10 protein-coding genes are annotated in these 11,609 nt (G+C 45.7%); 4 read left to right on the top strand and 6 right to left on the bottom strand.

Annotated elements, in window-relative coordinates; genetic code table 11:
• Positions 1-135: 135 nt before the first annotated feature.
• From KBW69_RS02780 to KBW69_RS02770, 3 genes are all read right to left on the bottom strand, one after another.
• Complete coding sequence (locus KBW69_RS02780; RefSeq protein ID WP_257279832.1) at positions 136-459, bottom strand: Hpt domain-containing protein; 324 nt, start codon at positions 457-459, stop codon at positions 136-138.
• 65 nt (positions 460-524) lie between these two features.
• Positions 525-2,873: a DUF1631 domain-containing protein gene (locus KBW69_RS02775; RefSeq protein WP_257279831.1), complete on the bottom strand. Its 2,349-nt coding sequence runs from the start codon at positions 2,871-2,873 to the stop codon at positions 525-527.
• A 229-nt stretch (positions 2,874-3,102) separates the two neighbouring features.
• Positions 3,103-3,381 (bottom strand): hypothetical protein, encoded by a 279-nt coding sequence (locus KBW69_RS02770; protein WP_257255529.1) that lies wholly within the window; start codon positions 3,379-3,381, stop codon positions 3,103-3,105.
• A gap of 238 nt (positions 3,382-3,619) precedes the next feature.
• Between KBW69_RS02770 and KBW69_RS02765 the strand changes: the two genes are divergently transcribed.
• Both KBW69_RS02765 and KBW69_RS02760 read left to right on the top strand, forming a co-directional pair.
• Positions 3,620-3,925, top strand: a complete 306-nt coding sequence (locus KBW69_RS02765) for a hypothetical protein (RefSeq protein ID WP_257255530.1) — start codon at positions 3,620-3,622, stop codon at positions 3,923-3,925.
• Between the two features lie 79 nt (positions 3,926-4,004).
• Positions 4,005-4,532: a GNAT family N-acetyltransferase gene (locus KBW69_RS02760; RefSeq protein ID WP_257255532.1), complete on the top strand. Its 528-nt coding sequence runs from the start codon at positions 4,005-4,007 to the stop codon at positions 4,530-4,532.
• Positions 4,533-4,641: 109 nt separating this feature from the next.
• On the opposite strand, the gene sctV is transcribed toward KBW69_RS02760, so the two are convergent.
• From sctV to KBW69_RS02745, 3 genes are read right to left on the bottom strand one after another with little or no spacing between them, the layout of a single operon-like run.
• Complete coding sequence (sctV, locus tag KBW69_RS02755; RefSeq protein WP_257279830.1) at positions 4,642-6,729, bottom strand: type III secretion system export apparatus subunit SctV; 2,088 nt, start codon at positions 6,727-6,729, stop codon at positions 4,642-4,644.
• A 51-nt stretch (positions 6,730-6,780) separates the two neighbouring features.
• Positions 6,781-7,074, bottom strand: coding sequence for a hypothetical protein (locus tag KBW69_RS02750; protein WP_257255534.1), 294 nt, complete (start codon positions 7,072-7,074; stop codon positions 6,781-6,783).
• 23 nt (positions 7,075-7,097) lie between these two features.
• A complete protein-coding gene (locus KBW69_RS02745; protein ID WP_257255535.1) occupies positions 7,098-7,469 on the bottom strand; it encodes a hypothetical protein in 372 nt (123 codons plus the stop codon).
• 252 nt (positions 7,470-7,721) lie between these two features.
• Between KBW69_RS02745 and sctC the strand changes: the two genes are divergently transcribed.
• Both sctC and glpD read left to right on the top strand, forming a co-directional pair.
• Entirely contained in the window at positions 7,722-9,884 is a 2,163-nt protein-coding gene (sctC, locus tag KBW69_RS02740; protein ID WP_257279829.1) for a type III secretion system outer membrane ring subunit SctC, read from the top strand.
• A gap of 151 nt (positions 9,885-10,035) precedes the next feature.
• Positions 10,036-11,607 carry a glycerol-3-phosphate dehydrogenase gene (gene glpD, locus KBW69_RS02735; RefSeq protein WP_373690664.1) on the top strand — a complete coding sequence of 524 codons (1,572 nt, stop codon included), beginning with the start codon at positions 10,036-10,038 and terminating at the stop codon, positions 11,605-11,607.
• Positions 11,608-11,609 lie beyond the last annotated feature (2 nt).

The raw sequence follows: 11,609 nt of genomic DNA, 5'->3' as shown, positions 1-11,609 counted from the left end.
GGGGGTATGAGTCAGTGTTTATGCAACCTTGATCAGGTCATAGGAATGATTCTGGGAGTGACGATATTGGAGGTTGTCCGACAGTGTCTTTCTGGCTTGAGTAAAGGTAACATGACACATATACAGTTTTAGATTTCATAGCTTTTTGATAGCTTCAGAAACGCTGCTATAACACTTCCTGATATCAGAGAGTAATGATTCGAACTTCTCATTCTCAGCCTGTTTGCCCGCTTCTTCCAGCTCATTGGTCAGCTGTATCAGCTGATTGGCTCCCACAATCATTGATGAGCCTTTTATTCGGTGTGCCAGACTGGCGATCTCGCGGTGTGTCCTGTTTTCAACTGCCTTATCCAAGGACCTGAGATCCTCTTCTGTGGTGTTGAGGAATTCATCCAGAAGCATCTGCATCATTGGTGCATCGTCTTCGGTGAGTTGTTCCAGGTTCCCAAGGTCGATCAATGGATACCTCCTTTGTATCTGGATCAGTTGGGGAAAACATTCAGGTTATGTGTCGTCGACAGATGCTAAAACTTCAGGAATTTGTTCATGACAGCATGCAGAGCCTTGTCGAAGAATTGAGTATCTTCAATAATACGAATGCGCTCATTTTCTATACCGGACTTGATTGCGTAGCCAGACATTTCGGCTACTTTCATGCCAGAACTATTAATGAAGGTATAGCGATGGGAGACTGTATTAATAGAAGAGAGTTTACAACGGAAATGATGATCCTGCTTGCCAATGAATTCAACCCACTGGCCTATGCTAAGTTCTACTCCGGTATGCTCTTCCAGAACATCTTTTTCGATGACTCCGTCTTCCTTTGGAGTCGTATCAACGACCTCGGGAATGAGTAAGTCTGATTCAAGGTGAGGATGATCTAACCTTTGACTCTGAAGTACGATCTCTTCTGTATCCGATTCTGTAAGCTCTTCTTCTGCTGCTGAATCTTCGAGGGTTACATTAATAAATTCTTCTTCTATTGGGAGTTCAACAGGCATTGATATCAGTGTGGTCAAATCATGCATCCATTCAGTGAAGATAGAGGGGTCATGACCGGTTTTGTTGAGATGGTCGAGCAACATAGTTTTTAATAGGAGCCAGTCTTGAGCTGGGACCGAATCACGGTTTTCTGGTTGTAGATTCCATAACAAGATATCCAGTGTATTAATGGCATCGAACCATGGAATGTCAGCTGAATCATTGGTATTAGCAGTGCTCTTCATACCAGCGGTTTCCAGAACATCAGACCAAACTTCATTAACCAGCTTTTCCATTGAGTCCGGCACTGTATATTGCCGGGTAGAAATGAGATTGGAGATGATTAGTTGAAACTCACAGTTTACCTTGCTTGTCTGAGCTTCAAGAACAATATCTTCCGTACTAATGGCCTCTTCACCCTCTGCAGGTTCAGTCTGATTGGGCTCTGTTCTAGTTTGATTCTGGTCTAAAGAATCCCTGATTTTAAGTAGCTTATCGTTGAATGTTTTATGACAGCTGGAAAATATGTCAGGGTCTTCGGTGAAATGTTTGATAATGTACTTGACTGTTTCTTCAATCAACTCGATAACAGGCTTTTCTGTTTCTGGTTCCAGTGTCGTATGCATGCCGGCTGAGGTCATGTCATTGAGTAACTCTCTTGCCGCATGGCGACGGTCAGTTAAAAAACTTTCTTCCAGTAAAGTCAGTTTCAAAACAGGAATCTGAAGTAAACCAATCAGATTTTTAACGTCATCCGGTAACTCATGATCGTCCAGAATAAACTCGAACAGCATGCCGACCATGTTGATAAGGTCACGGTGCCTTGGTGAGAGCTTTTGTTTTACACCCTTGTCCTTCAAGGCACTCTTGATCGATTCTGCCAGACTGAAGATAGAGTCATGTTGACCCGAGAGCTCTTTCTGTATGGATGTCAGTGTACTGGCTAGCTCGATGCTGGCAAACAGTCTGGCATCACCACTCACCGTTGCATTAGAAGTCTCTGACGGGGTATGTAGTAGTCCTTCTACTCTGGAAAACAGCCTGTTTACCAGTTCATTCATGAACGCTTCATTCCAGGTTTGCGATGAATCCTCCGTTTTTGACGTCGTCTCAGGTTCAGGCGCTTCTGAGCGATATTGGGGAGCAGCCTCTCTGCTATTGGCTTCTGGTACTACTTGAATGTGTTTGGATTTTGAAAAGGGTTCATCTTCTGGTATTTCTGCAATTTTTGTAGCTGGCATGCTGATTTCAAGCCCCATAGAATCAAGGTACTCGTCTACTTCATGCCAGAGCTCCATCACAGCGGGTTTTATCTTGAGAGCAAATTGTAAAAGCAGTTCCTGGGTCAGGTCTGAAGACAGCTGAGCGGGTACCAGCGCTAGCGCGAAGCTCTCACAAATCTTCTGAGCTCCTAGTGGATTATTCTCTGGCTCAAGATGAATTAATCCAGACAGCCTGTTTTGTATATTGTTGAAGCGTTGAAGTTGGTCATTTATGCTAAGTTGACTGGCGGCATATTGCCACGCCAGCTTTTTCTCAAGATCGCCATTGTCAAGCAATGACAGCTCACTCAGAGAAACAGAGGCATGTGTATTGTCCTCTTCTTCAAGATTATTGAAATGTTTTAATGCCTCCTGCCGGAAGCATTGTATGATCTGATTTTTTGATCTTTCCAGGTTTTGCCTGGCTTCCATGAACTGCATGATTTGAGCGTTGTTTTGGCCAGCATCAGAAAGCTCCACGATATGCTGAGCCAGGTCAGTAAGAATATGATCGACAGGAGGGAATACCCATTTTTGGAAAGCATTGATGAGAGAGGTGTTTATTTCACCCACTTGAGAGAGTTTTGTTGAACTCGGTAGCGTGACAACATTGCTCGACGTTCCTGTCATAAATACTACTGCTCCCTGTATGACAATTAGGTCTGAGTTTACGTTTGATTGTTTATGGGGTTACCTGCTTAAATGGCCTGAGGCTTATTTCTGGCGGTGCCTTTAGCCAATATGTTTGACTTATTTGTCCTATTGTAATTTATTTGAATCAATATATTTATAATCAAAAGAAGTAAAAACGGCTAAAGGGTTAACCTGTTGTCAAACTTGTGATAACAGTAGTTGCAGGTTAGCCCTCTTTCAGCTCTTTAGATATTTCCCGGGCTTTCTCCATGGCCTTGTTGAAGCCGTTCTTGAAAAGGTTCTCCCTGATCTGCCTCTGAAGCTCTTCCGGGCTGATCATGCCGTCTTCCACTTCACTGGTCTCAGCTTCTTCCATTTCTGCCTGTTTTTTGAGATTAGCAAAGCGCTCTGCCTCAGCAGCATCAATTGGCTGTACTGGCTGGGTTGGGTCAACTTGACCGCGGTTGGAAGGTTGGATCGGTTCTGCGTCATGGTTAGTGATCATGCTTCTCTCCCTGTGGGTTGAAAATTCTGATGAGCGGTAATGTCTATCCTTATTTATATCGCCCATAACCATATTTCATTGTAGATAAAAAGGTTAAAGAGTTTGTTAGGGGACAAAATGGAAGTTGTTCTATAGACCATGGATTATTATTTCCAATCTATGTAAGAACAGGGGGTTCACACCTTAAAGCCCTCCATAGCTTCGCCGACAACTGGATTAGTTATGTTTGGAGAATGTTATGAGTGGACAGCATTTCACATTGACCATCAGTCAGAGTACAACAGACGCAGGCGATTTTGCCATCCACATGAAAGAAGAAGGTAAATCCGAGCAGCTTCTTGTACACCTTCGGTTTATGGATTCACCCATGCTGGACGAAAAGTTCCTTGATGATATCGTTGGCGTTCTGGCTCGAAAACTAGCCAAACGTGTCATTGAATGGCGTGTTGCCCCAGATGTTAACCCTGATACCATGCCCGATGCCCAGGATGAAGCTAGAGCCGTTGTCAATGCCATGCTCGATAAAATGAAAAAAGGGCAGTGACAGCTCTGATACCCCTCTTTAGCCACACAGTATTTTGCCGATTGAATACCTGATGAATTGATCATGTCAGGCAATGGATATGCGTTTTGATCTGGGTAACGGATATTGTGTTAGAAGCTTTCTTTACGGTGATGCACCATCACTTTCACGTCACGGCAACAACTGGAATGTGGCCAAAAATCTCAGGGATAGTTTTCCACATCCTTATACGATAGAGCATGCCAGAGCATGGATTCAGCATGTGAAGGAAAATGAAGCTGATACCCGTTTTGTGATCGATCATGAAGGGGAGGCCATTGGTGAGATCGGCTTTGTAACCCAAGTGGATGTTCATCGTTTTACGGCTGAAATTGGCTATTGGTTATCTGAATCCCACTGGGGAAAAGGGGTAATGACTCAGGCTCTCAGCCGTATCACACAGTATGCCATGGACGAGCTGGGTCTTGTCCGCATTTATGCCGATGTGGTTGATTACAACAAAGGGTCTGGAAAAGTACTCGAAAAGTGCGGCTTCCAACTCGAAGGTATCTTGAGAAAACATATTTTCAAAGGTGAAGACTACTTTGATCAATACGTTTACGGTCTGGTTCGCTCTGAACTCCAATGATCCTCAAGTGAATGGCCTCTGAGCAAACATCTTTTTTCACTTCCTGCATTTCTTTTCTGACCAGACAGCCTTTTACTAAAAAGAGTGGGCTGTCAGTTATCAACATTGATCAGAGTGATATACGACCCAGAGGTTGTACTGTGATTTCTTCTGTAAGCTCTTGGTGAGACAATACGGCCAGATCATAAACTTCCAGCTCCAGAAGCTTCCTGACGTATCGGCGAATATCCATCGATGTGATCAGTACAGGTTTATGTTCAAGGTGCCCAATTTTGCCTACTGTGTTTTTTACATTCTCAACAAAGCGAGCAGACTGGGACGGATCAAGAGCCAGATAGCTGCCTGCTGATGTCTGTCGGATGCCACCACGAATAGTATCTTCAACATCTTGATCAAGAAGGTAGACAGGCAGCATGTTTTTACCATTCGAATACTTGTAACTGATGTATCGTTTCAATGATGAGCGGACATATTCTGTTAACTGAACCACTTCCTTTTCTTTGTGGCCCCAGACGACCAGTGCCTGAAGTATGGATCTCAGGTTCCTGATCGAGATATCTTCCGAGACCAGTCGCTGGAATATTTCAGTGATTTTATTAACTGGCAGAAGACGCTGGACTTCTTTGATCAGTTCGCCAAAGGAAGACTCCATTTTTTCCAGCAGGTATCGGGTTTCTTGAATGCCGATAAACTCTTCTGCATATTTTTTCAATACGTGAGCCAGATGAAATGTCAGTATTTTCGGAGCATCCATGTAATTAACATTATTTTTTTCCAGCTTCTCTTTCTGGCTTTCTTCTGCCCAGAGCGTATCAAGGCTGGGCAGGAAATCTTCTTCCTGTTCATAAGGGATTTTCAGCATTTCCAGATGGTCAATGGTTTCACGAACGAAGACATAGCCAGGTCTGAAATGACCGCTCGCCACAGGAACTTCCTGAAGCATGATGGAATAGCTGTTGTCCATCATGGCGTCATTAAAGCGAAGATGGATACCAGGAAAGGGAACCCCGAGATCCATGTACAGAGCTTTTCGAACCTTCAGAAGCTCATCGTTAAGCATCTGGGTGTTCAGTGTTTCCTGAATGGAAGTAGGTACATCAATAATAAGTGGCAGTGTCTGCGTAAACTCTTCCTGCTGGTCCAGTCTGGACTTTGCATCTCCGGCTGATTCAGTCGCGGCAGCCATGGCTGGAATCCCGCCTTCGGCTTCCTGAGCCATCTCGCGGGAGGCTTTCCTCAGCAGGTAATAACCTCCGCCGCCAATTATCAGCGCCAGCATTAGAAATATGAAAGTGGGAAAACCGGGAATCAGAGCAAAGCCAAGCAGCAGGACGCCGCCCACCAGCAGCGCTTTGGGCTTATCAAGGAGCTGTCCACCAATTTCGTTACCCAGATCTTTGGAGTCTTCATTGGACACCCTGGTAACGATAATACCGGAGGTTATGGAGATCAGCAGAGCTGGTATCTGTGAAATCAAACCATCACCTACAGTCAGGATGGCATATAGCTGCAAAGCCTCACCCGCCGTCATGTCATTCATCATGGTACCAATGGCGACACCGGCTGTGATGTTCACAAAGATAATGATCAGACCTGCGATGGCATCACCCTTTACGAACTTCATGGCGCCATCCATTGAGCCGTACATCTGGCTCTCTTTCTGCACCAGTTCCCGACGTTTTTGTGCTTCTTCCATTTCGATAGAACCGGCACGAAGGTCAGCGTCGATACTCATCTGTTTACCGGGCATGCCGTCCAGTGAGAAACGAGCACTGACTTCTGCCACCCTCTCAGAGCCCTTGGTGATGACAAGAAACTGGACAATAGTGATGATCAGGAAGATCACGATACCGACAATCAGGTTGCCGCCCACCACAAAATTACCGAAGGTATAGACGATTTCACCCGCGTCAGCCTGAAGAAGAATCAGTCGGGTAGTGGTGATGGAGAGCGCCAGTCTGAAAAGGGTTGTTACCAGAAGTACCGCTGGAAACGAAGAGAATTCCAACGGAGATAACAGATAGATAGACGTCATCATCAGGATGAAAGAGAGCCCCATATTGAGGGCAATAAGAAAGTCCACCAGAACGGTGGGCATGGGCAATATGATCAGGCTGACGATGGCTACCAGCATGACTGCCAGCATCAGGTCATTTCTTTGGCCTAGTTTATTAAGCCCTGCGACGACAGGATTCATGCTTTATGACCAGTCTGTTTGCAGGGGAGAGCAGTCTGGTCAAGCAAGAGATTATTTTACAGCGGCTTTCTTTCTCTTTTTGAGCAGTGCTCGCCCCTTGATCCATTTAATGGCCCGGGTATCCATTCCAGGCTTCGCGTACTGCAAAAAAGTATCGGCGGCCTTGATAGAATCTTCAGGTCGATCAACTTGCAGGTAGGCGTAGCTGAGCATTCGATAAACATCGGGGTTTTGGGGTTCAAATCGTTTAACGGCTTCCAGCAAAGCGATAGACTTTCGTGGCTGAAGATACTCCATATAATAAGAGGCCTGAGCCAGTAACCACTGCCTTAATGGCTTATTCATGGTGTGTTTCCCTGTTGTTCTTATTAGCCCGCGACCAGAACATTCCGTGTCATGGTCAGGTATTCCTGCAATTCTTTTGACTCTTTTAATACGGCTAGAGCTGCTTTTGCTTCTGGCCACTCTTCGGCATGCTTGCTCAGAAGGCTCAGAGCCATATCCGTCATCATGTTATGTTCATCAGGGGAGAGTGAAGGAGCCTTTTCAGTCAGGTTGAGGGCGAATTTTTTTTCACGATCCTGGAAGGTGCGACCCATTTCAAGGGCTTTCCAGAAGTGAGCCGCAATGCTTTTACCGGAGGGTTTAAAAGAAGACTTGTCTTTCGGAAAGTCTTTATCAATAAAGTCATTGTTGACGAATGAAATACCAGAAAGGCCGTTTTTAAAAGACACGTCCATAATGCAGAGCCTCTGTTTAAATGAATTGATTCTCTTCGTTTTAGCGTCGGCTGGATGACAGCAAACTGTAGCACTGGCCCTAAAACTGTGTAAATGATTAGAATTGAAGAGTAATCTTGGATACACTGGTTTTATTCTGTTGTGTATTTAAATTAGCTATAAAAAATAAAAAATTGATTAGAAAAAGTTTATTTAGCCGTTAATACCTTTATTGTGGGTTGTTTAGAGGACGGGCATGGAGGCACTCTTCGGATGGGGTCAAAAACTCTCAAACTCTGGCTAGTTTTGTTGCCTGCTCTGGCTTTGTTGATTCCATTACTGTTTGCCAGCACGTTCTTGTCATACTCCCAGGCGGCGGTCTGGTCTTCCGTTCCACAAAATGACAGTACTCGAAGGCATATTGTGCGCCCTGGTGAATCGCTCTCCATTATTGCGCAGAACTATGGCTTTGAGCTCCGTGAGCTGGCTGAGTTTAATAGCATTACCAACCCTTCCAAACTGATGGTGGGACAAACCATATACCTTCCCGAGAGTTCTACTGAATATGTTGGGCCCGGGTTTCAGGCAGCCTCTCCCGCAGAGCCTCCGCCACAGGCTCTGGATGCAACCGCATTTCCTCCGACAAGATCAAGACCTGATGAAGAAGAGTATTTCAGGTTGCAGCAATGGATGGGTGGCCAGAAACAAACGACAGGTATCGAAAGTATCGATTACAACTATGTGAGAAAAGCTCCACAGCCTCAGGTCGAGGTGGGCTTTGATATTCCTCTTGAAGCTGAGGACCCATCCGGAGGAAACAGTACTTCTGAGTCATCGGTCAAACAGATGGAAAATATTGAAGTAGCCGGCAAGGAGTTGTTGGAAGAAGTGGAAGAGGAGGTCAAAGATTCAGAGTCTCCAGCCTTGGCCGTCTTTGGAGACCGTCCTTATTCCTTCTATGGCAGTGGTGAAGATTTGCTTGAGGCATTACAGAATTTTGCTGCCAGTTACTATGTTCCAGTCGTTATCTCTGAAGATGTCGTAGGTGAAGTAAACGGCAAGATTGGTCCACTGACGCCCGTCGATTTTCTGGATCACATGGCCAATATTTACGGATTCATCTGGTATTTTGATGGCCACTCACTCTATATCTACAGTGGCAGTTCAGCTGAGCAAAAGATTATCAGTCTTGGATACATGACAACCCGGGACTTCAAGACAACACTCAAAAAAGTGGGTATCTGGGATGGGCGTTTTTTTTGGAAAGAGCAGCCAAAAGATGGCCTGATCTATGTATCCGGACCGCCAAGGTACATTGAGATGGTGAGTCAAACGGCTGAGCTTCTCGACAATAAAGAAGGTGAGCGTCAAAAAAGCAAATTGACCGTGCGTATGTTCAGTCTCAAATACGCCTGGGCTACCGATAAAAGTTTCAATTTCAGAGGTCAGCAGATCGTTGTTCCCGGTGTAGCCAGCTTGTTAAGAAACATCATCAGTGGAGGGGGGGTCTCCAGCGTTGATCGCAAGCCTGTTGAGCCTCTTAAGATGCAGCCCGCAAAAGGTGTTGTTCGTAACGGTGTTAACAATAATCAGCAGGCCCGGCAAACTGAAGAAGCATTGAATTCCGGTGCTTATATTGAAGGGGCTTACATAAGTGCAGATCCAAGGCTGAATGCCATTATTGTTCATGATCTGGAGTCCAAGATGGCCATGTATGAAGGTCTTATTGAGTCTCTGGACAAACCTTCTTCCCAGGTCGAGGTCAGTGTCTCCATTATTGATGTAAATACCGCTGACATAGAAGCTCTGGGCGTTGACTGGAACAATACCCGTGGAACCAATTCCGAAGTTAAATTTGATCCGGGTTCTTCCGCCTATGCAGATGACTTCTCTTCATTCACGACGGTTCTGGGTATCAATATTGGCAGCTTTAATGCCCGACTCAGTCTGTTGGAGGATGAAGGTCGAGCCAAAGTGGTTTCCAAACCTTCCATTCTCACTTTGGACAACCTGGAGGCAGTCTTCGATAACAGCAGCACCTTTTACGTTCAGGTGGCCAGTCAGGAAGATGCAGAGTTGTTCCCTGTGACTTCGGGTACCGTCGTTCAAGTCACCCCCAGAATTGTCAAAGAAGAGATAGGTCGCCGGATTCACATGAGTGTGAATATTCAGGATGGTGGCGATTCCAACGACCAGAATCTTTCCCTGCCAAGGGTTAGTAACAGTTCGATCAGTACACAAGCGATCGTAAACGAAAATGAAAGTTTGCTGATTGGTGGCTTTTACAAGGAAAGCCAGGATCAGAAGACGACCAAAGTTCCGGTGCTGGGCGACATACCTGTTCTTGGTCGCTTGTTTCGTGCTGATAAGAAGCAAAACATCAGTCAGATGCGCTTGTTCCTGATAACCCCTCGCATTCTCAGTGCAGGAGCCTGATTGATTTGGAGCATTCCTGCACCTCCTACTTGTGTCATTCTCTTGTTATAAACCACCTGTATATTCGTATTTCTTCGAATTGGTAAATATGTTGGTTTTTTTTGTACTATAGAGTTCGCTATAGTTTGTATATATTCGTAAATATTCGTTTTTGGATGTAAGTGAAATGATGCAGGTGCAGACAGAGGGGCTCTTTGATATCTACGTAATTGGTGGTGGCATCAATGGTGTAGGTATTGCCGTAGATGCAGCAGGCAGGGGCCTGAAAGTGGGTCTTTGTGAAAAGTCTGATCTGGCTGGAGCAACCTCATCAGCCAGCAGCAAACTGATTCATGGTGGTCTCAGATATCTGGAACATTATGAATTCCGTCTGGTCAAGGAAGCGCTGGCAGAGCGGGAAGTTCTTCTTAAAATGGCGCCTCATATTGCTTCTCCCATGCGCTTTTGTCTGCCTCACAGACCTCACTTGAGACCCGCCTGGATGATTCGTGCAGGGCTCTTCCTTTATGATAACCTCAGTGCCCGTATTTCTCTCAAGGGATCAAAATCCCTCAGGTTTGGAAAGGATTCTGCGCTCAAGGAAGACTTCAAAAAAGGTTTCGAATACTCTGATGCCTGGGTAGATGATGCTCGTCTGGTCGTCCTGAACGCCATGGAACTTCAGAGAAGGGGTGGAGAAGTTCGTACCCGCACTGAGGCATTGCGTGCTGAACGAAATGACGGTGTTTGGCATATTACTCTTCGTGATGAGATCACTGGAGAAGAATCTGTTGTTCGAAGTCGCGCTCTGCTGAATGCGGCAGGTCCCTGGGTTCAATCTTTCTTTGATCAGGGGCTGAAGCAAAAATCCCCACGGAAAATCCGTTTGATCAAAGGCAGCCATATTATCGTTCCCCGCATTCATGAGGAGCCTCGAGCTTACATTCTGCAGAACGAAGATAACCGGATTGTTTTTGTCATTCCTTATCTGGACAAATATTCACTGGTGGGCACCACCGACGTTGAGTATAAGGGTGAACCTGCAGATGTGTGCTGCTCTGAAGATGAAAAACGTTATCTGTGTGATATTGTGAACAAACACTTCAAACAACAGATCTCCCTGAACGACATTGTCTGGGATTACTCTGGAGTGCGTCCACTCTGTGAAGATGAGTCAGACTCACCCCAGGCGATTACCCGTGACTACACCATGGAACTGGAGGACGAGGATGGCAAGGCACCGTTGCTTTCTGTCTTTGGCGGTAAACTCACGACCTATCGTAAGCTGGGTGAAGCGGCTGTTGGCAAGCTTCAGCCTTATTTTCCTGATATGAGTGAAAGCTGGACCAAAACATGCCAGCTGCCTGGCAGTGAAGGGTTCAAGGGTGTTCAGGGGTGCACTGAAGAGCTTTGTAATGTTCACCCCTGGCTGCCCCGAGAGATTGCTTCCCGCCTCAGTGGAACCTATGGAAATCTGAGCGGTCTCCTGATAGGAAAGAGCCGTTCACTGGACGGTTTGGGTGAGCATTTCGGTGCCGGACTCTATGCTGCTGAAGTGGATTACCTGATTGAGCATGAGTGGGCTTACCAGATTGAAGATATTCTCTGGCGTCGCACTAAACTGGGCATTGAGCTGGATGAACCTGGCAAGGCTAAACTGGAAGCCTACCTTGCAAAGAGATTACCTGAACTGATTCCGAATCGATTCAGTAGTGAAGAATCATCTCTGAAGAAGGTCGTATAAAG

Source organism: Endozoicomonas sp. ISHI1 (assembly GCF_024606225.1).
In the GTDB taxonomy this organism is placed as follows: domain Bacteria; phylum Pseudomonadota; class Gammaproteobacteria; order Pseudomonadales; family Endozoicomonadaceae; genus Endozoicomonas_A.
Note: the sequence above shows the minus strand (reverse complement) of the source record. Positions and strands in the feature narration are given on the sequence as shown.

Bases quoted from the DNA above. Each gene is read 5' to 3' on its own strand.
- KBW69_RS02745 (WP_257255535.1), bottom strand. From the start codon at position 7,469: ATGGACGTGTCTTTTAAAAACGGCCTTTCTGGTATTTCATTCGTCAAC.
- sctV (WP_257279830.1), bottom strand. From the start codon at position 6,729: ATGAATCCTGTCGTCGCAGGGCTTAATAAACTAGGCCAAAGAAATGAC.
- KBW69_RS02765 (WP_257255530.1), top strand. From the start codon at position 3,620: ATGAGTGGACAGCATTTCACATTGACCATCAGTCAGAGTACAACAGAC.
- KBW69_RS02760 (WP_257255532.1), top strand. From the start codon at position 4,005: ATGCGTTTTGATCTGGGTAACGGATATTGTGTTAGAAGCTTTCTTTAC.
- KBW69_RS02775 (WP_257279831.1), bottom strand. From the start codon at position 2,873: ATGACAGGAACGTCGAGCAATGTTGTCACGCTACCGAGTTCAACAAAA.
- sctC (WP_257279829.1), top strand. From the start codon at position 7,722: ATGGGGTCAAAAACTCTCAAACTCTGGCTAGTTTTGTTGCCTGCTCTG.
- KBW69_RS02770 (WP_257255529.1), bottom strand. From the start codon at position 3,381: ATGATCACTAACCATGACGCAGAACCGATCCAACCTTCCAACCGCGGT.
- KBW69_RS02750 (WP_257255534.1), bottom strand. From the start codon at position 7,074: ATGAATAAGCCATTAAGGCAGTGGTTACTGGCTCAGGCCTCTTATTAT.